Here is a 19,716-nt window from a genome sequence, read left to right on the forward strand (position 1 = left end):
TGGTTCGAAGCGTCTATCCGGCTCCTGAACGGAGCCGGATAATTCAGGCAACAGACGTCGTAGCCTGCTTGCCTTTCTGCATGAGCTTCTGCAGGATCAGCGGAAGAATGCCGCCGGCGCGAAGGGTCTCGACCTCGGCGCCGGTCTCGACCGCAGCGGTCGCGACAAAGGACAATGTCGTACCATCAGCGCGGCGAACGATCACCGGTATCGGACAACGAGGCGAAAGCCGCTCGATGCCAGCGTCGATCAGCACCGTATCTCCTGCCCTGAGATTGAGGGCTTCCGGGCCGAATTTGGCGGGCAGACGCATCGGCAGAATACCCATGCCAATCAGGTTGGATCGATGGATGCGCTCGAAGCTCAGAGCCAGAACGGCACGAGCACCGAGCAGCGATACGCCCTTTGCCGCCCAATCGCGCGATGATCCCATCCCGTAACGCTCTCCCGCGACGATCACGACAGACTGGCCTTCCTCGGCGTAGCGATTTGCCACCTTGTAGAGCGGAAGCAAATCTCCGGATGGAGAGTGAATCGTCTCGCCGGGCGGGATCGCGTCGCCGAGATTGTTGCGCACGGTGCGGTTCGTAAAGAGGCCACGCACCATCGTCTCCCAGTTTCCGCGCCTGGAAGCAAAGACGTTGAGATCAGTCGGGTTCTCGCCCCGCTCGACGAGGTAGCGTCCCGCTTCGCTCTGCGCGGGTATGGCTCCGGCCGGAGAAATATGGTCGGTCGTTATGTCGTCGCCGAGCACCAGCAGCGGCCGGGCTTCATAATCGCCAAGCAGCGTGCCATTTCGAAATCCGGCAAATGGCGGCCGCCGAATGTAAGTGGAGCGATCGTCCCAGGGAAACAGGGTTGTGGTCGGTGCATCCAGCTCCGCCCACACGCGGCTCGCTTCGGCCTCGTCATAGGCCGGCTTGAAGTCCTCTGCATCAGTCGCCGCTGCAACAGCGGCATCGATCTCCTCGCTGGAAGGCCAAAGCATCGAAAGGGTGACGGGTTCCCCCGTTTTTGAAACTCCGATCGCATCCCTGGTTATGTCCAGTTCCACGGTTCCGGCGAGAGCAAACGCGATAACCATCGGCGGAGACGCAAGGAAACCAGCCTCCAGCTGCGGATGAACGCGGCCGGGAAAGTTTCTGTTTCCAGAAAGCACGGCAACGGGAAGGATTCCGCGCTCGGCCATCGCCTTTGCGATCGGCTCCGTCAGCGGTCCCGAGTTGCCGATGCATGTCGTGCAGCCATAGCCGACGATGCCGAAACCCACGGCTTCCATGTCTTCCAGAAGGCCGCTCCGGCGCAGATACCGCTCCGCCGTCGGCGATCCCGGTGCGAGCGAGGTCTTGACCCAGTAAGGAGGGTGAAGGCCGAAGGTTCGCGCCTTGCGGGCGACCAGGCCGGCAGCAACGACCAGACGCGGGTCGGATGTGTTCGTGCAGCTGGTAATCGCCGCGATGGCAACCGCACCGTCATTGGGTCCATCGACCGCCGCCGACCCTGGCGCCTTCTTCATGCCTGCGATGGAAGCCGCGGTTTCACTGATGGAAATGCGGTCCTGCGGACGCTGCGGCCCTGCCAAACTCGCCTTCACATCGGAAAGGTCTATTTCGATGACGCCGGTATAGCGCGGCTCGGATGATGGATCGAACCAGATGCCCTGCCGTTTCGCGTAGGCTTCCACGAATGCCACATGCTCCGGATCACGGCCGGTAGCCCGCAGATAGGCGAGCGTCGAATCGTCGATCGGGAAAAAGCCGCTGTTGCCGCCGAATTCCGGCGTCATATTGGCCACGACGGCACGATCACCCGCAGTCAGCGTCGAAACGCCGGGGCCGAAAAATTCGACATAGCGATCCTGCAAATCGATCTGGCGGAGCAGATGCGTGACGGTCAGCGCAAGATCGGTGGCAAGAACGCTATCGCCCATCCGTCCCGTGAGTTTCACGCCGATGACATCGGGAACGCGGAGCGCGACCGGCATGCCAAACAGCACGCTTTCGGCCTCGAGCCCGCCAACGCCCCAGGCCAGAACCCCGATACCGTTGACCATCGGGGTGTGGCTGTCAGTGCCGATCAAGGTATCGGGGACTGCCCAGAGGATGCCGTCCTCGACCTTGCTTGTTGCCACGCTCGCGAGCCGCTCGAGATTGAGCGTATGCATGATCCCCGTTCCCGGCGGATGCACACGGAATCCTGTCAGCGTATTGGTCGCCCACTTCATGAAACGGTAGCGTTCGGCATTGCGCTCGAACTCCCGCTTCATGTTCTTCTCAAGGGAGCCGGCCCCTCCGAAGACGTCGACCGCGACCGAGTGATCGGTCGACACGTCGACGGGAACGACCGGATTGAGCAAGGACGGATCGCCGCCGGCCTCGGCCATGGCGGATCTCATCGCGGCAATGTCGACGAGTGCCGGGCCGCATGTCGTGTCGTGCATCAGCACCCGGTGTGGCAGAAACGGGATCTCGTCTTCGCTCGTTCCCGTCTCAAGCCATCCGAGGATCGCCGCCTTCGCGCGCTCGGCCTCATCACCAGCCGTTCGCATCACATTTTCCAGGAGAATGCGATGGATGTAGGGAAGCCGCTGTAAAGCCGCTCCCGCCTCCTGTGGTAGGTCGATGATACGATAATCGGTCGCGTTGACGTTCAGTTTGCCGATTGCCGCCATGCGGTCACTCCTTGCGTTAGACCTCAGCCTTTCAAGCCCGAGACGCCGTCGTTTCAGTGTTGGCGACCTGTTCCTGGTTGCCGTCAGTTGCCGCAACTCGCATGAACCACGTCATCAGGAACGACAGAAGAAGCAGACCGCTGAGGAACAGCAGCCCTCCGAACGCTCCCCCGGTCCATGCCTTGATCGCTCCCATCGTATAGGGACCGACGAAGCCGCCGAGGTTTCCGATCGAGTTGATCGCCGCAATCGACACGGCGGCGGTCGAACGGGTGAGGAAGAGCCCGGGCAGAGACCAGAAAGGCGACTTGAAGGCGTAGATGCCGGCCAGAGAGATCGAAATCAGCGTGACGGCAAGGTAGGGATTGCGGCTGAGGCCGGTGAGCGCCAGTGCCGCCGCCGCGATCAGCAGCGGGATGGCCGTGTGCTTCTGGCGCTCTCCTGTTCTGTCGGAATTATAGGACCACAGCACCATCACGACGGTCGCGACCGCATAAGGGATCATCGAAATGAGCCCGACCTGAAAATTGCTGAGGTGGCCGTCGAAATCCTTGACGATCTGCGGCATCCAGAGGCCGATGCCGAGGTTGCCCACCTGATAGATGAAATAGATCGCAGACAGGAAGAGGACTTTCGGATTGGTGATCGCCTTGAACAGTCCGAGCTGCTTCACGTTCTTGCGAATGGCGTGATCGGCGGCGAGTTCCTTGATGAGCCAATCCCGCTCTTCGGGCTTCAGCCACTTCGCATTCTCGGGACGATCCGTCATGTAGAAGAAATTGAAGATGCCCGCTGCGAAGGCAGGCACGCCTTCAAGAACGAGCATCCAGCGCCATCCGGAAAGCCCATAGCCGGCCAGATAATCCATGATGAACGTGCTGAGCGGCGCGCCGAGCAAAAACGAGACCGGTATCGCCGCGGTAAAATAGGCGACGGTCGTTGCCTGTTCTTTCTCGCGGAACCAGTAGGTCAGATAGATGATCACGCCCGGGAAAAAGCCCGCCTCGGCGACGCCGAGAAGGAAGCGGAGAATATATAGCTGCGTCGCGTTCTGGGCGAACCCCGTCAGCGTCGCGATGATCCCCCAGGTCAGCAGGATGCGCGAGATCCATATCCGCGCGCCGTACTTCTGGAGCGCGACGTTGCTTGGAACTTCGAAGAGAAAATAACCGATGAAGAAAATGCCGCCGGCAAAGCCGAACGCCTCTGCGCTCAGGGCCAGCTCCTTGTTCATCTCGAGCGCGGCATATCCGATGTTCGCGCGGTCGAGGTACGAAATGACATAAATGATGAATGTGTACGGAATGATGCGCCAGAAGACTTTGCGCATCGTCGTTTTCTCGATGGCCGAGATCGCTGACGACGTCATTTGTTTCCTCCCAAAAGGGCGCTCGGGATATGTTCCTCCCCGAGCTTCTTCGTGTCGATTACACAATATGATTATAAAATGCAATTGAGGTTTCTGTCCTCACGCGATATTGAAATGACACGATCGAAGACATGAGAACGTCGAAAGACCACCAATGACCAGCAGCAATCGACACATCGCCTATATCGGCGCCCGCACGACCAAGCAGCGCAACGCACGCGGAAACGGGCTGAACGTCTACCGTCTCGAGGACGGTGTGCGCTGGACGCATCTCCAGCTCCTGGAACTCGAAAATCCCTCCTTTCTCGCCTTCGACCGGACCGGGGATTTTCTCTACACGGTCCATGGGGACATGGATCGGGTCAGCGCCTTTGCCATCGATCCGGCCTCGGGATGCCTCACATTGATCGATGAGCAGTCCACCGAGGGCCGCAATCCGGTGCATTTGGCATTTGACCCCGAGAACCGTTTCCTCCTGGTCGCGAACCACGTGACGTCGACGCTTGCTCTTCTTCCGCGTCGCGAGGACGGGACCTTGGGGGCGGTCGTCGATCTCGTCTCGATATCAGGCAAAATCGGCCCGCACCGGATCGAGCAACCATTCGCTAAGCCGCACCAGGTCGAATTCGATCCGAGCGGACGCTACATTGCCGTCCCCGACAAAGGCCTCGACAATATCCTCGTCTTCCGCCTCGATTCGGCGGCCGCCAAGCTGGTCGAGGTGTCCTCAGTTCAGACGCGCGAGGGCTCCGGGCCGCGGCACCTGGCTTTCCATCCTGGCGGCACCCTCGCCTATGTTGTCAACGAACTCGATTCCACGGTGACCGCCTATCGCTTTAACCCCGCAACCGGAGTGCTTCAGCCGTTCCAGATTCTCTCGGCGTTGCCGGACAGCTTCACAGCATTCAGCAGAGGCTCCGAAATTGCCGTCTCCGCGGATGGAAAATTCGTCTATGTCTCCAACCGCGGTAGCGACACGATCGGCACGTTCTCGCTGTCGGAGGATGGCCGAATGACACCCGCGGGATGGCGGACGACCGAAGGACAGACGCCGCGATTCTTCACTTTCGTACCCGGCGGCAATCAGCTTCTGGCCGCAAATGAGGACAGCGATACCGTCGTCACCTTCGGTGTGGACCCTATCACAGGAGAGCTTCAGAATGCCGAAGCGACGCTGTCCGTTGGAAGTCCCGTATGCATCCTGCTGAGACCGGCGTGATCAGACCTTTGGTGTCTTGATGCGGCTGGCGCCGAGGATGTGATCATGAAGGAATGCCGCGGCTTCCTCGCGGCGGCCGCCTTCGACGAGATCGAGGATGTGGAGATGCTCGGCCGTTTGCTGCGGCAATCGGCTGCGATCGATGGTGATATGGTATTCGATCAGCCGCCGGAGCCGATTGATGCGCTTCAGCGAATCCAGAAAAAAGCCGTTGCGTGAGCATGCTACCAGCATTTCGTGGAATTCGTTGTTCGTCTTGAATATCTCGGCGCGCGACCACGTTTCAAAGCCGCCGTCGCGCAGTGCCGTCTGCAATTCCCGCGCTCTCCGAAAGCCTTCCGCATCGGGTTGGAAGGTGGGCAGCAGCATCGCCTGCTGCTCTATGACCGCGCGGAAGACGTAGCCTTCCTCGTAGCTCTCGCGGGAGGTCAGGGTCTGCCGAAAGGCCCAGCCGTTTCCCGGAAGACGTTCGATCCAGCCCTCGTCGGCAATTCTGTGAAGCAGCTTGAGCAGCTTGGTGCGCGGAAGGTCGTAGAGCCGCATCAGCTCGTTCTCGCTGACGCGCTCCGGAAGCTTCCCCGCCAGGCGATCCTCCGCGATCCGGAAATAGGCGGGGTCATTCCCATCCGCTTCCTGCGGGACTTGCGTTGCCGGCGTCTCGATCTGATCGCCATCGACCAGCAGGAAATAGCCGCGATTGGGCTCGGCTTGAACGATGCCCCTTCCCTCCAGCTTTTTCAGCGCGCTCATCACGGGCGCTCGCGACACCCGAAAATGGTCGGCGAGCATCTGCAGGGGAAGGTGCTGTCCCCGCTGCATATCCTTCGACTTCACGAATTCGATGATGTCGGTGCTGATCTGAAGTGAGACGCCGTTTCTCGCCATGACCACAATCCAGAAAACTGATTTCACTGCCATTTTATCGGCTAGCCGGGAAAGAGCTAGACAGCCGAGATATGACAAAAATGAGATCGCTGTCGAGCAGCAACATCATCTGCCCGACCCGCCACGCGAAATGCATGAGGCGGTGAGCGGTCGCTAGCTCGGCTAGCCAGGTTGCACATTTCGTTACAATTCCGCCGGATCAGGACACATCCGGGATACATCCGTCTCCGCTTATGGTGCGTGCTGGGCCAGGAACGCTGAGCCCGGCACATCCATCAACGACTTCAAAGGAAACGGATGATGTTTCTTCTCGTTATAGCCTACCTGGGCGGCGTGTTGACCATACTCAGTCCGTGCATATTGCCGGTCCTGCCCTTCGTCTTTTTAAGTGCGGGACAGCCCTTCGTCAAAAGCACGCTACCGATGCTCGCCGGAATGGCGATCACATTCGCCGCCGTTGCAACACTGGCTGCTGTCGGTGGCAGCTGGGCGGTTCACGCCAATGAATTTGGCCGCTATGTCGCGATCGCACTGCTCGCCGTCACCGGCCTCATGCTTCTCTCACCGCAAGTCGCCGCCGTCCTGACACGACCGATCGTTGCGTTCGGAAACCGGATCGTGAATTCGACCGGTCGGTCGAGCGCAATTCCGGGTATGGGTAAATCCCTGCTTCTCGGCGTTGCGACCGGCATGCTGTGGGCACCGTGTGCCGGTCCCATCCTCGGGCTGGTGCTGACAGGTGCCGCTCTCCAGGGCGCCAGCGCCAGCACAACCTTCTTTCTCCTGGCCTATTCTGCAGGAGCTGCCACTTCGCTTGCCATTGCTCTCTTGATCGGTGGGCGCGTCTTTGCAGCCATGAAGCAATCGCTAGGCGCCGGCGAATGGATCCGTCGCGGCCTCGGCGTCGCCGTCCTCTCAGGCGTAACGTTTGTCGGGTTTGGAGCCGATGTCGGAGTTCTTGCCCGCATTCAAGGCGTCAGCACCAGCAAGTTCGAGCAAAGTCTCGTAGACGCCGCCGGGAATGACAGGTCGAAGCAGACCGCCGAGCCCGGGGATAGCGGCATGTTGCAGCGGGTAAGCGACGGCCCCCAGCCCTATCGCAGCAATCTGCCGGTCGAGGGACAATTCCCCTCGCTGGACGGCGCTGTCGAATGGCTGAACTCGCCGCCGCTCACCAAGGAACAGCTCCGCGGCAAGGTCGTGCTCGTCGACTTCTGGACTTTCTCCTGCATCAACTGCATTCACACCGTCCCCTACGTTCGAGCCTGGGCCGAAAAATACAAAGATCAGGGACTCGTTGTGATCGGCGTGCATGCTCCAGAATTCGCCTACGAAAAGAAGATCGACAACGTCAAGAAGGCGGTCAAGGACTTCGGGCTCGACTACCCCGTCGCCATCGACAACAACTACAAAATCTGGCGGGCGTTCGACAACAGCTATTGGCCGGCCCACTACTTCATCGATGCCAAGGGGCAGATCAGATACCACCATTTCGGCGAAGGCGCTTACGACGAATCCGAAAAGGTCATCCAGGATCTGTTGGCCGAGGCCAAGAGCGAGCGTGCAGAAAACACCTCTGTCAAATCGGACACCCAGAACGCAGGCGCACTTGCTGAAAAGCGCGACCACGTCTGAGAAAACCAGGCAACTGGATTGAAAATGCTGCTACGCCGCGCGTCATATCTGCCGCGCGGCGTTGCGGCTGAAGATAGTCTTCCATCCCAGCCGGCCCGGTCCCGGCTCCGCATCATATTCCGACAGCTGTTTTGTATCCGTCATCCCTCGGGCCGGCTCTCCTACACACTTCGTTACACTTCCGGCAAATCCGGACACATCCGGGATACGTCGCCGGCGCCTTATGCGGCCAATGGCTGATCGTCAGCTATCGCGTCTGGGCGCATCACCCATCTCAAGAGGAACGACATCATGACCCAAGTTGAAAAGGCATTGTACACAGGCAAGACCCACACCGCAGGCGGTCGCGACGGCGGCAGCGCTCGCAGCGACGACGGCCGTCTCGATGTCAAGTTCTCCGTCCCCGGCTCCACGGGCGCCGGCACCAATCCGGAACAGATGTTTGCCGCCGGCTGGTCGACATGCTTTATCGGCGCGATGGGGCTTGCTGCCCGCAAGATGAAGATCGCCCTTCCGGCCGAGACCGCGGTCGACGCCGAAGTGGACCTCTGCATGGTTGATGGCGCCTATTTCCTTCAGGCGCGCCTCAATGTCAGCCTGCCCGGTCTCGAAGCTGACGTTGCCCAGGCCGTCGCAGAGGCTGCGCACCAGACATGCCCTTATTCGAAGGCCACACGCGGCAACATCGATGTCGTGATCAAGGTCGTCTGAGCCAGGCTTCCGCGAGTGACCCGTCCAGCCCCGGACGGGTCACCTTAAGCAACGAAATGCGCCCCGGAAATGCATAGCGAGGTTCCGGCGCGTCGGCCTCCTCCCAAAGTGGTAGTGGCTATCCCAAGATACGACCAATTCCACATTTGGCGGATGTCCTGCTCCCTTTTTCCACGTGTCCAGACAGCTCGTCGGATTTTAACCTGCCGTTAGAACTGCGCCCGTCGCCGGTGACCACAATGAACCGAATCGGCCACGGGCGAACTGTATCGGCAAGAGTTAGCTGGGGAGTTAGCACGTGATCTCAGTATGCATTCTCACCTTGAACGAGGAACGCAATCTTCCGGCCTGCCTTGCAGCTCTCAGCTGGTGCGACGACATCGTCGTCCTCGATTCCTTCAGCACCGATAGAACGGTCGAGATTGCCAAGGAGGCAGGCGCACGCGTCTATCAGCGCGCCTATGACGGAGAAGATCGCCAGCGCATGTTCGCCCTTAAGGGCATTGAATACAAGCATACATGGGTTTTCATGCCCGACGCCGACGAGATCACGACAGACGAGCTGCGCGATGAGATGCTGGCAATCGCCGCGGACCCGAGCCGGCCCGAATCCTTCTTCCGCATTCGCTACAAGAATATGTTCATGGGTCGCTGGATCAAGCACAGCAGCCTCTACCCGACCTGGATGACGCGCTTCTTCCGTCCCGACCGGATCATCCGCTTCGAGCGCGAAGAACATGCAATCCCGATCGGCGACGGCCCGGAAGGACGGCTCAACGAGCATTATCTCCACTATAGCTTCAACAACGGCCTGCGAGCCTGGTACGAAAAGCACAATCGCTATTCGTCGTCCGAAGCGCGCGAAACGGTCGAAAGCCTGCGGGGCGGCAGCGTGTCCTGGCACAAGGTTTTCTCGTCCCGATCCGAGGTTCGTCGACGCGGATTGAAAGAACTGTCGATGCGCGTTCCGTTCCGCTCGCAGGCTCGCTTCATGTATATGTATATCGTCCGCGGCGGCTTCCTTGATGGACTTCAGGGCTATCATTATTGCCGGCTGATCGCGGCCTACGAATATATGATCGTCATCAAGACCAAGGAATTGCAGCGGCGCGAACGGGGCCTGCCCGTCTAGTGATGCCCAATCAGAAGGTCCCTTTCCCAGCGGCGTTCGCTCCGCCGAAAGGCCGACCGCTTTTACGCTACCTCGGCTTCTTCCTCTTGGTCCTCGCTCTGCTGGACGTGATCATCCTCGTCGCCGCAGGACCATTGCTTACCTTGCGCGACCGGGTAAGCCATGCTGACGTCATCGTCGTCATCGGCGGTGACGGACCACCGCGCGCTGCTCGTGGTGCCGAGCTGTGGCTTGCCGGCGTCGCGCCCCGTGTGCTGGTGAGCGGAGCCGGAGATTGCCTGTCGAACCGCGACACAATGATCCGGAAAGGCGTCGACAAGGACGCCATCAGCGTCGAATGCCGCTCCCACAGCACTGAAGAGAATGCGGCATTTTCCGCGCCGATCCTCGCCAGCATGAACGTTCGGCAGGCGGTTCTCGTTACCAGCTGGTACCATTCGCGCCGGGCAATCGCCTGCTTCTCCGAGACCTCAAGCGGGATCCGCTGGACTTCCGTTCCAGCAAAGCCGCGGCCGATATCCTGGATGCTCTTCTTCGATCCCGAGGGCATTGCCGTGCTTCAGGAAGGCCTGAAGACCGTCTGGTATGAATTGAACGGCCTCTGCGCCCCAGTACGTCAGCCGGAGGCCGCACCGGTCAAGTCGCAAAGCGGTAATTCTGGATCGTGAGTTCGGCGATCGCCGGCCAGGTGAAGTTTTCCATGACCAGGCGACGGCCGTTGACGCCCATGCTCTTGCCCATAACAGGATTGTCCAGCATGGCGATCAGGCCGAGGGCAACTGCTGCCGGATCGGTCGAAACAATGAACCCCGCCTCGGAAGCGCCGACCTCTGGAAAATGACAGGCGTCGGTGATGACGACTGGCGTGGCGCAAGCGAGCGCCTCGGTGATGGCGATGCTGAAACCTTCCTGTCGACTTGGAAGGCAGAAACATGCGGCATCAACCAACGCTGAGATCTTGGTCTCTCCATAGATCGGGCCGACGACATGAACGCGGCTCTCCAGGCCAAATTCCTTGACGAGCTGCGCAAACTCTTCCTCCGCACCATCAGGAGGTCCGGCAACGACGAGATCGACATCTGGATGGGAATAGGAAACGAGCTGAAAGGCCCTGGCCAGGATATCAAGCCCCTTCTTGATGTGCAGCCGCGACAGAAACAAGACATAGCGGCGTCCCTCCGGCAACCCGATCTGTCGACGAAACCGTCCCTTGTCAGGCAAGGCATCGAACTCCTTCGGAAAAATGCCATTCGGGATGATGACAGCAGGCGCGCGCAGGCCGAGCGGCTGCATCAGCAGCACCTCATCCACATTCAGGGCATGCAGGAATTTCGCCTGGTTCAGCATCCTGCGATAGCCAAGGAGGAATGCGATCTGCTTCTTCCAGGACTTTTGCTGCATGCTCCAGCTATCGAGCATTCCGGATGTGCAGAGGCAGTAGGGAACCTGAAAAGCCTTGGCAGTGTTGGCGGCATAGAGAAGGATCGGATCCCAGACCCCGTGCAGGTGGAGAAAGGATGCGGACTGCGCGACAGTGCGCAGGAGCTTCCGCCCTCCAGGGCAGGCCAGCTTTTCAAAGAGATCCGGCTCGGGAAGAATATGCCATTTGATATCGCTGAAATTCGGAATGCCGCGGCCCATCTCGAACAGCTTCCTCTGGGCATCGGCGCTGCCGTAGCTGACGACATGCACATCGTGGCCGAGCGCCGACTGAGCGGCTGCAATCCGCTGGGCGACCGCCTGCGGGCCGCCGAATTTCGGGTCTATCGACGCAATAACATGAACGATTCTCACGATCTCATCCCGTTGGGTAAGCCAGTGGTTGCTGCCGTTACCGCAATTCTCGCAGGTGCATGGGCACAGACAAGCTACACAAAAGCACTAAGGGGTGAACGGGGAGCCCTACCCCGGATCGAGCTTCCCGCGACCTCATGGACAGCAATCATTGCGGCCGAGAGATCAGAAGCACCCAATCGCTGAAGCCGGAAGCGTTGCTCGCCTTCGGCACCCGAAACAGCGATGTCCCCGCAGGAGTCTGCTCACCCGAAGCATCATAGAATGTGCCGGACGAAGGATCGAACCATCGCGCCCGCCGTGCGGAAGGCGCGAGTTTGTTCAGATTGACCGAAATATCAGGAGCGTCCCACACATAGGCGAGCGCAAACGAGCCATCGGCCGCGCTGGCCGCAACAACGCCACCCTTGCCTGAAGATCGATCCGCGAGTGCTCCAGTCAGGTCGGGTTTCAAATTCCACCATTCGACCTGGTCAAACAGGGTGCGCAGATGCGACATGCTCTCTGCCCCTCGGCTGGAAAGCGCTTCCTGCCACGTGACAGGGCTCGGATAGAGCCCCGGCGCGGAAAAATGCCATATCGGATTATTGCCGAATATCTGTCCGCTGGCGCCTGACAATAGCGTGCTGTAAGCGCTGCGTCGGACATCGAATTCATTCGCCCCCTCGCCTTCGTAGCGGCTCTCGATCAGGAAGAAGGGCATGGCAGGCTGCCGCCGATAGCGATCGAGCGAGGCGGCTGCGATATCGCCATAGGTGTAGAGCGAATCGATCCCCAGCCAGTCAGGATCGCCCCAGAAGCTGCGCGGCGCCGAGGCCGGATTGCCATGAAAACTCTGCAGGCTGCCGGGAGCCGCTTGCCTCACGCCCTCGGCCAAGGCCTGGACCAAGCTCCTGTCCTCCGGATCGTAGTCGCCGCCTTCGATCCACACGATATTGCCAAGCCCGCCGAAGCGCTTGCCGACATATTCGCCATAGGAGCGGAGCACGTCAGGACCGGCAGCCTTCATCGACTGATACCAGCCCTGCTCACCGCCTCCCGAACCAAGATAGGCTGGCGCGAGCAGCACCAGGAATCCCTTCTCCCGGGCGCGGCGCAGGATCCATTCCGCATGCCCGAAATAGGCTTCGTTCGGCGCGGCGAAATCCTTGCCGGCCAGGAACGGCGCCGCTCCGTAAATGTTCTTGGGCGCGTTGCGGCTGAAGCGATGCTCGATGAGCGAGACAAGCAGCGTGTTGAAACCTCGCTTCTTCCTGTCGTCGAGATAGGCCTCGGCGTCTTCGCGCGAGAGTTCGGCAATCATCGACCACGCGGCGTCGCCGGTCATCAGGAAGGGATGGCCGGAGGCGTCCTCGAGGTACCGTCGGTCCTCGGCGACATGCAGCGGAAAAACGACGTCCTGCGCACCGGCAGAACCGGCGCAGGATATCAGCATTGCGAGGAGACAGAAAAAAGCCCAGGAGGGGGGCATTAGGCCTGATATCGTCGATGTTCTGCGCGTCACTTGCTTGGTTCCGTTCTACTCAAAAGATCCGGGCGCCGAGGGTATGCGCGCATCTTGCGAACTCTGCGGTACAGTGCCGATCATTCCCGCAACCGCGAGCAGATCATAAATCAAAGGGCGGATTTGGCCGAAGTGCCTCATGGCGGCATCATTGCCAGCATTTTGGTGTCGGAAGCTCCAAAGGCTAAGTCTTTTGATCCATCAAAACCCTCCAACGGCCAAGTGGCAACCGGCAGGCCTTTTCCTTAGTTGTGAGAGTAACATGTGCGGCCGCCGCCCTGTCGCCCGCGCACGTTTTTCGTTGGCTAGCAATGCAGGAGCTTCCATGAAAATCGGATTATTCGGCCAGTTCGGGAGTGGAAACAGCGGCAATGACGGTTCCCTGGAAGCAATGTTGAATTTGCTGCGCGAGCGTTGCCCCGAGGCGGAGCTCCTTTGCATCTGCTCCAATCCGGATCTCGTCAGGAAAAAATACGGGATTCTCTCCGTCAGCCTCAACGGCACGATATCAGGCGGTCCGCGGGCGGACAGGTTGAACCGCATGTTGGGAAACATGCCGCACCGGCTCGCGCGTATCAGCTCCCTTTTCAAGCAACTCAAGGGCCTCGATCTCATCATCATACCCGGAACGGGTATCCTTGACGACTATCAGGAGACGCCCTGGGGATGGCCCTTCGTCATCTTCAGATGGTGCATGGCCGCCAGGCTGCGCAATGTTCCCGTCGCCTTCGTCAGCATCGGCGCCGGCCCGATCTCGCATCCGCTCAGCCGCTTCTTCCTGAAAACCGCCGCACAAACCGCAAAATACCGATCTTATCGCGACGACTTCTCCCGCCGGTATCTTCAAGATATCGGCATGAATGTAGAGCAGGATTTCCGGTTTCCGGATATTGCGTTCCGGCTGCCGACGCCGAAGCTATCCAGGATCGCCTCCGGGCCGCGCCGCACTGTCGGCGTCGGCGTCATGCATTATCGTGGCTGGGCCAAATCGAGCCTTAATGGCAAGGAGATTTACCAGACCTATATTGGCAAGCTTGCAGAGTTCGTCATCTGGCTTGCCGGCGAAGGTTACGATATCAGGCTGCTGACCGGCGATCTGCGCGACCAGATTGCCGTCCATGACCTGATGAAGCAAATCAAGGACATGGAGGCGCAAAGCGCGCTCGAGCATGTCGCCGTCGGCCTCGGCGAAACGCTGCACGATCTCATGCGCGAAATAGACAAAACCGACGTCGTGATCGTCTCGCGCTACCACAACGTCGTCTGCTCACTGAAACTCGGCCGACCGATCATTTCGCTCGGATACGCGCAAAAGAACGACAACCTTCTGGCGGAATTCTCGCAGTCGCAATATTGCCAGCACATCGAGACGTTCGATCTCGATATGCTCCGGCTGCAGCTTGAGCAGATACTGGCCAATTTCGATGATATCCGGAAACAGATTGCTGACGGCAACGACAGGGTCCAGAAAAGCCTTGCCGAGCAAGACGACCTTCTGACGGAACGCCTGCTTGCGCCGCGCAATGCAAGAAGAAAACTTGCAAGCCCGATCGGCGGCGATTCACGAGCTCTTGGCTGATAGCGCAGCGTGCTTCCTAAGCGCCCGATCCTGCAGCATCTTGGCCGCCAGATAGCCCACCGGAGGAAAAACGGCAGCGGCCGGACGCAACCGGATCGCATTCAGTAGGAGCTGAGCGGAACCCAGATCGCCACGGCTCAGGCTGGAAAGGGCTGAACTGTAGGATCTGTCGCTCAGCGCCCGTTTCACCATCCTCAACATCTCCGAAGCATTCTGCAGGGAGGCACCGTCGCCCCGAAAGAAGGAGCGATAGGCGGCTTCGAATTGCAGGTTCCACTGATGAATGTTCTTGACGGATGAGGACTGATTGAAGGAATGCACCCTGGCGATCGCCTGGTGGCTGTTTGTGTGCGCCACCTTGCCTCTGGCCGCTATGCGCAACCACATTTCCAGATCGTCCGTGTGGGTAAGCTCTGGATTGTAGTGGCCGACCGCTTTCTGGATCGCGGTCCGAACCACGACCGTGGGGCCACTGATCGGGTTGCGGCCACTCCTGCACAGTCTTTCAATCAGCGCGATCCCTTCTTCGACGGACCATGTCGCCGGCTGCGGATCGATCACGCGTGTCTCGACATCCTCCGGCTTAAGGAAGAGAGCCTCGCCATAGGTCAGGTTGACCTGAGGATGTTCTTCCATGACGCTCGCCGCGTCTGACAATGCATGCGGCGTCAGCAGATCGTCGGAACAGAGGATGAGAAAATAATCCGATTGCGCCCAATCGATGCCTTCATTGAAGGATGCATGAGGGCCGAGATTTTGAGAGCGCAGCCGAAGCTCTATCCGCGGATCCGACGCAGCAAGCTTCCGTGCGATCCGGGCGCTGTCATCAGTGGATGCGTTGTCGATGATCAATACGCGCAGCGTCTCGACATTCTGCCGAAGTATGCTCTGGACACAGCCTTCGAGGTAGTGGCCGTAATTGTAGTTCGGGATGGCGACATCAAGGCTGGGCATGACACTCCTCCCCCTCATTCTGCCGCTGCGGTGGATTTTCGAACCCAGCGCCCGAATAGTCTTTCCAGGATCGCGGGCAGCTCATCCAGCAGAGGATGTCGAAAGACAATAAGACCGGCCATCCATCCGGCTGCCGCCAGAAGAATGCAAACCGCGGTCTCCCCGAGCGAAAGATCGAAGTGGAACCCGTTCAGCGCGACGATTGCGAGGGGACCCGCAATCGCCATCACGGTGACTACGCCGCTTTTGGCGAGAACGCCGAGCAATTCCTTCCACTCGAAGTGTACGCGCCGCCGGATGTAGTGAAAGGAGACGTACATCTGGAACGGCAGCGAGATGAACTGGCTGAGGGCCAGGGCCACGAGCCCCTGAAAGCTTGCAACGCAAATGATGACTGTCGAAACGCCCCGTCCAACGAAATTCGCCGTGAACGCGTCCCTGTTCGCTCCGAAGGCAACGAGCACTGGATAGGTCAGGATATTGGCGAAGGAGAATATGGTTGCGCAGCACAATATCCTCAGGATCGGCACGACGGGCAGCCAACCGTTTCCCAGAACGATATTGACGATGGGATCGGCGAGGATCGCCAGCATCAGAGACGAGGGCCAGAAGAGAACGGAGATATAGCTCACCATCCTCAGATAGGATTCCTTGATGGCGCGCTTGGCTCTCACTTCGGCGGCGAAGGCAGGAAACGCGACTGAGAAGGCCGCCGACAGCATCAGCTTGTCAGGCAGACCGCAGACAAGATTGGCACGATTGAAGATACCCACGGCCGACAGGGGCATGATGCGCCCCAGGACAAGCTGGGGGAGCGATTCATAGACCCGGTCCAGAACCGAAGAAGCGCCCTTGTATCCGCCGAAGCTGAAAATGGACCTGCTGCCGACCAGACAAGGCCGGAACATCCATATCTCCGGCTTGGCTTGGAATGTCAGGACAGCCCGGACGGCTGCCGCCGCAATCACCGCAATCGCCAGGCTCATGAAGCCGTAACCCTGCCATGCGGCAACCAGTGCCGTCACGGCGTTCGCGACCGCACCGGCAACATTGATGCGCGTCAGCGAACCGAATTCGATTTCCCGACGCAGCAACGCGGTGTGGGGACTGACCAGCCCGTCTATCACGCCTGAGATCGCCACCAGGCAGATGAATGTTTGCAAGGAGGCAAGATTGTAGAACGATGCGATGTAGGGCGAAAGAAGAACAAGCCCGACCGCGATGATGGCCGACAGGCCGAAAACCAGCGTCGTCCCGGTCCTGATATCGGTCGCATGGAGCTCTTCGCGCTGGATCAGGAATTCCGATGTCGCAAATTCCCGCACCGTGAATGCGATGGTCCCGATGCTCAGGCCGATCGCGGCGACACCAATGTCGGTGGAGTCGAGCAATCGCGAGAGAACCGCGATCAATACCATGCTGACGACAATTTGAGAGTATTGATCCAGCGTCGCCATAAAGAAGGCTCGGCGAACAGTCCCCATGGAACCAGATCCTTGATTTTGTTGCAGGATTCTTGTCCGACAACGAACGCTCGCATCGTGGGTATGCGTCGCCGGGTTAAGTCTGTCTATGGCGGGAACTCCATGCCGAAATCCTCGGCAATGTGCCGAGATTGCCGCCCGCACCAATCACGACGCGTATTATGTGGTATTCGGATTGGACGACAATTTAGCCCTTTGACGTAGTAGGGGCACAGCTTCAACCGAACAGACTATTAAGGATGACCCTGCCCCGTCCTCGCAGTCCTGCAAAACTTCGCTGCATCAATTGGGAAGAGCCTTGGGGGCGACAGGTCCGTCATTGCCCGAGGCAAAATCCGTCCATGTCGAGCCGATATTCAGCCAACTGTTCGAAGGGTGGAGCGTGACGAAGCCGACGCTTCCGTCATCAACGGCAGAGCCCCGATCAAAATCGTTCCTGTGGAGAATGGTGTTCACCTTCATCGAATGACTGCCGGGTGCAGCCTTGAACCGGCCATCATAGGTCCACATCAGCTGGTAGGCTTCGACGAAGCCGTAGGGGACGTTCTTGAAGCTGTTTCGCTCGAATACGGTGCCGTTGTAATCCGAGCCGTCATGCGCCCAGGTTTCGTATTCGACGCCTATATGAGCAAGGTTTTCAAAGCGGTTGTTGCGATAGATATTGCCGAGACCGCCCCAGATACCGGGCTTGCCGGACTCCGCGAACGTCGTCCCTACATAGAGACCGCTGTTGCTGTCGCTGACGGTATTGTTTGAATATTGCAGGAAGTAAGGAGCAAGGCCCCGCGTCGAATCCAGCGCGATAGTCATCATTCCATGCCGCATCCTGGAGATGCGGTTGCTATCGACGACGGCGTCATAAACGTTCCCATAAAGTAGAACGCTCGTGGAATCGGAATCGTGTTGGCTGTAGCTCGAGCGCCCGTCGAATTTGTTGTTGTAGATCGCGACCTTCGACGCGGTTGCCGCCAGCGCAAAACGGCTGGTGCGATCGGGAATGACATTCCACGGAGCATCGAGCATTACGGTTGAATCGGCGGAGGAAACGATATGCCGATGCTGGCCGGCTCCCCTGCCTCCGACTATGACGAGATCCTGGCCGCCGGGCGTTGGTTCACCCAAATCCGAGAGAGTTTTGAAGGACACCGTGTCTGCCGTTGCCTTCACAAAATCGCTTTTGATTTTGCTGCCGACCATTTCGAAGCAGATCTGTTCACCCTTGTTGCAATCGACCTTGTCGCAATCATGCGGAGCAGCGTTCAGCGACGTGTTGTTGCCCCAATAGAGATTGCTTATGCTTCCAAACTGCGCCTGGCCGACAAAGAACCGGCCAATGCCATGGCCATCGTCCCGGCTCTCATCGGCATTTGAAAGCTCGTTGCCGACCATGGAAAAATCGCGACCTCCCCACAGAGCCGCGACGGACTCCCCATAGCCCGTCATCCGGAACTTGTTGCCTGATAAGAAGACCTGCCTGCTGCTTCCATAGAACGACCCGTTTTCCACCAAATCGGAGTCGCTGATGGAGAGACCCGAAGCGCCATTGGCCTGGAGTGCGGCGACACCCCACGCATTGAGCTTGGCAGAGGCTATCCGGAGATTCTCGGCTGAAGATACCTGCATCAGGACCTGCTTGCCGGTATTGCGATTTGCGTTCAGCGCGAGCCCTTCGAACTGAACGTTTTCGCCGGCAATCTCAATCATGCTGTGGTCAATGCTGCGATCAAGACGGATCTCCGTCGTATTCATGCCATCGCCGACCCATCCGACATTGGCGGGCGCTGTCAGAAAAGAGGTTATACGGTAGGTTCCCGCGGGAAAGTGAATGGTCGCGGGCGCGGCATTCTTTGCCGCCTCTAGGGCGCGCTGCAATGCCGCCGTATCGTCGGTTGTCCCGTCTCCCACGGCGCCGAAACGTTTCACATCCAGCAGATTGTTTTTCTGGTCCGCCCATGGAGACCGGGCGAGAACATCAAGCCTCAACGGACCGCTCCAGCCGAAGCGACCGCCATGGGTGTTATGCACCCAGACCTCATAGTTGCCAGCCGGCATGTCAGGGATCGCGAAGTCCACCTTGAAAGGGTTGACCGCGCTGGGTTTGACATAGCTGCCGCTGGCACCGGGCGGCTTGATATAGAGATAGGAGAGCGACGTCCCGTCGCTGCGGGTAAGGTTGCGCCCATAGACCGAGATAACTGTGCCGGCCGTTCCCTTGTTCGGCCCAAGCCACCACGCTTCAGTGCGATTGATCGCGATAGGCTGGCCGCGGTAGCCGTTCCTGTTAGGCCACATGAGATACATCGACCATTCTGGCAAAGCGGCGGGCAACAGGACCGTCGCCGCCGTCTTGTCAGCGCGCAGGGAATTGACCGCGGTAACATTTCCTTTTGCGGCGGATGGAGCCTGGGAGAAGATTTCGAACTCTGCCGAGTGATCCAGCTTGATGCCCGTCATCGAGACGATCTCATCTCGGTCTGCGGTCCTCGAAAACTCGGCGACCGCCGGGGGCGATTTGCTGATACGGAGCAATGGAGGATTGAAGGGATCGGCCCCCTCAGGCAGAGACGGTTCAGGAGTTGGAACCGGCATCCCGAAGTCAGCCGGTCCCGTGGCTTCCTCCGCCTGGAACGCGCCGCGCAAAGCCGCGTCGAGGAAAGCGACAGTATCACCGGTTCCACGCTGGGCAACTGCCGCTCCGATCAACGTCAGAGCGACAAGTGATGCAACCAAGATCGACGCCAATACTTTCATGATCGCCCCCTCCCGCGAGCTGATTTGC

General features: G+C 59.2%; 13 protein-coding genes and 1 pseudogene. 6 read left to right on the forward strand and 8 right to left on the reverse strand.

Going from position 1 to position 19,716, the window contains the following annotated elements; genetic code table 11:
- Nucleotides 1-43: 43 nt before the first annotated feature.
- Nucleotides 44-2,671, reverse strand: a complete 2,628-nt coding sequence (gene acnA, locus DTW90_RS00490; RefSeq protein WP_149335982.1) for an aconitate hydratase AcnA — start codon at nt 2,669-2,671, stop codon at nt 44-46.
- A 31-nt stretch (nt 2,672-2,702) separates the two neighbouring features.
- Complete coding sequence (locus DTW90_RS00495) at nt 2,703-4,040, reverse strand: MFS transporter (protein ID WP_132524355.1); 1,338 nt, start codon at nt 4,038-4,040, stop codon at nt 2,703-2,705.
- Between the two features lie 154 nt (nt 4,041-4,194).
- On the opposite strand from DTW90_RS00495, the gene DTW90_RS00500 reads away from it, so the two are divergent.
- Nucleotides 4,195-5,259, forward strand: a complete 1,065-nt coding sequence (locus DTW90_RS00500) for a lactonase family protein (protein WP_149335983.1) — start codon at nt 4,195-4,197, stop codon at nt 5,257-5,259.
- On the opposite strand, the gene DTW90_RS00505 is transcribed toward DTW90_RS00500, so the two are convergent.
- The gene (locus tag DTW90_RS00505; protein WP_149335984.1) at nt 5,260-6,144 is read right to left on the reverse strand and encodes a GntR family transcriptional regulator; all 885 of its coding nucleotides are present in this window, start codon (nt 6,142-6,144) and stop codon (nt 5,260-5,262) included.
- A gap of 300 nt (nt 6,145-6,444) precedes the next feature.
- Here DTW90_RS00505 and DTW90_RS00510 point away from each other — a divergent pair.
- From DTW90_RS00510 to DTW90_RS00525, 4 genes and pseudogenes are all read left to right on the forward strand, one after another.
- A pseudogene (locus DTW90_RS00510) lies at nt 6,445-7,704 on the forward strand (cytochrome c biogenesis protein DipZ); the annotation flags it as partial.
- 366 nt (nt 7,705-8,070) lie between these two features.
- Nucleotides 8,071-8,490 carry an organic hydroperoxide resistance protein gene (locus DTW90_RS00515; protein WP_149335986.1) on the forward strand — a complete coding sequence of 140 codons (420 nt, stop codon included), beginning with the start codon at nt 8,071-8,073 and terminating at the stop codon, nt 8,488-8,490.
- Nucleotides 8,491-8,788: 298 nt separating this feature from the next.
- On the forward strand, nt 8,789-9,622 hold the full coding sequence (locus DTW90_RS00520) for a glycosyltransferase family 2 protein (RefSeq protein WP_149335987.1): 834 nt from the start codon (nt 8,789-8,791) through the stop codon (nt 9,620-9,622).
- 86 nt (nt 9,623-9,708) lie between these two features.
- Entirely contained in the window at nt 9,709-10,290 is a 582-nt protein-coding gene (locus DTW90_RS00525) for a YdcF family protein (protein WP_188079852.1), read from the forward strand.
- Here the strand turns inward: DTW90_RS00525 and DTW90_RS00530 are convergent.
- Together DTW90_RS00530 and DTW90_RS00535 are read right to left on the reverse strand one after the other, a co-directional pair.
- Entirely contained in the window at nt 10,259-11,416 is a 1,158-nt protein-coding gene (locus tag DTW90_RS00530; RefSeq protein ID WP_149335989.1) for a glycosyltransferase, read from the reverse strand. The genes DTW90_RS00525 and DTW90_RS00530 overlap by 32 nt on opposite strands.
- A gap of 148 nt (nt 11,417-11,564) precedes the next feature.
- A complete protein-coding gene (locus tag DTW90_RS00535) occupies nt 11,565-12,920 on the reverse strand; it encodes a DUF4038 domain-containing protein (RefSeq protein WP_149335990.1) in 1,356 nt (451 codons plus the stop codon).
- 325 nt (nt 12,921-13,245) lie between these two features.
- On the opposite strand from DTW90_RS00535, the gene DTW90_RS00540 reads away from it, so the two are divergent.
- Nucleotides 13,246-14,499 carry a polysaccharide pyruvyl transferase family protein gene (locus DTW90_RS00540; protein WP_149335991.1) on the forward strand — a complete coding sequence of 418 codons (1,254 nt, stop codon included), beginning with the start codon at nt 13,246-13,248 and terminating at the stop codon, nt 14,497-14,499.
- Here DTW90_RS00540 and DTW90_RS00545 read toward each other — a convergent pair.
- From DTW90_RS00545 to DTW90_RS00555, 3 genes are all read right to left on the reverse strand, one after another.
- Entirely contained in the window at nt 14,482-15,453 is a 972-nt protein-coding gene (locus DTW90_RS00545; protein WP_246664862.1) for a glycosyltransferase family 2 protein, read from the reverse strand. The genes DTW90_RS00540 and DTW90_RS00545 overlap by 18 nt on opposite strands.
- Before the next feature lie 14 nt (nt 15,454-15,467).
- Nucleotides 15,468-16,937 carry an oligosaccharide flippase family protein gene (locus tag DTW90_RS00550; protein ID WP_149335993.1) on the reverse strand — a complete coding sequence of 490 codons (1,470 nt, stop codon included), beginning with the start codon at nt 16,935-16,937 and terminating at the stop codon, nt 15,468-15,470.
- 282 nt (nt 16,938-17,219) lie between these two features.
- A complete protein-coding gene (locus tag DTW90_RS00555) occupies nt 17,220-19,688 on the reverse strand; it encodes a glycosyl hydrolase family 28-related protein (RefSeq protein ID WP_246664863.1) in 2,469 nt (822 codons plus the stop codon).
- Nucleotides 19,689-19,716 lie beyond the last annotated feature (28 nt).

It is taken from the genome of Neorhizobium sp. P12A, assembly GCF_008365395.1.
Classification (GTDB): Bacteria; Pseudomonadota; Alphaproteobacteria; order Rhizobiales; family Rhizobiaceae; genus Rhizobium.

Excerpts from the sequence above, each read along its gene's own strand:
- DTW90_RS00545 (WP_246664862.1), bottom strand. The coding sequence starts at position 15,453 with ATGCCCAGCCTTGATGTCGCCATCCCGAACTACAATTACGGCCACTAC.
- acnA (WP_149335982.1), bottom strand. The coding sequence starts at position 2,671 with ATGGCGGCAATCGGCAAACTGAACGTCAACGCGACCGATTATCGTATC.
- DTW90_RS00515 (WP_149335986.1), top strand. The coding sequence starts at position 8,071 with ATGACCCAAGTTGAAAAGGCATTGTACACAGGCAAGACCCACACCGCA.
- DTW90_RS00555 (WP_246664863.1), bottom strand. The coding sequence starts at position 19,688 with ATGAAAGTATTGGCGTCGATCTTGGTTGCATCACTTGTCGCTCTGACG.
- DTW90_RS00505 (WP_149335984.1), bottom strand. The coding sequence starts at position 6,144 with ATGGCGAGAAACGGCGTCTCACTTCAGATCAGCACCGACATCATCGAA.
- DTW90_RS00540 (WP_149335991.1), top strand. The coding sequence starts at position 13,246 with ATGAAAATCGGATTATTCGGCCAGTTCGGGAGTGGAAACAGCGGCAAT.
- DTW90_RS00550 (WP_149335993.1), bottom strand. The coding sequence starts at position 16,937 with ATGGGGACTGTTCGCCGAGCCTTCTTTATGGCGACGCTGGATCAATAC.
- DTW90_RS00500 (WP_149335983.1), top strand. The coding sequence starts at position 4,195 with ATGACCAGCAGCAATCGACACATCGCCTATATCGGCGCCCGCACGACC.
- DTW90_RS00495 (WP_132524355.1), bottom strand. The coding sequence starts at position 4,040 with ATGACGTCGTCAGCGATCTCGGCCATCGAGAAAACGACGATGCGCAAA.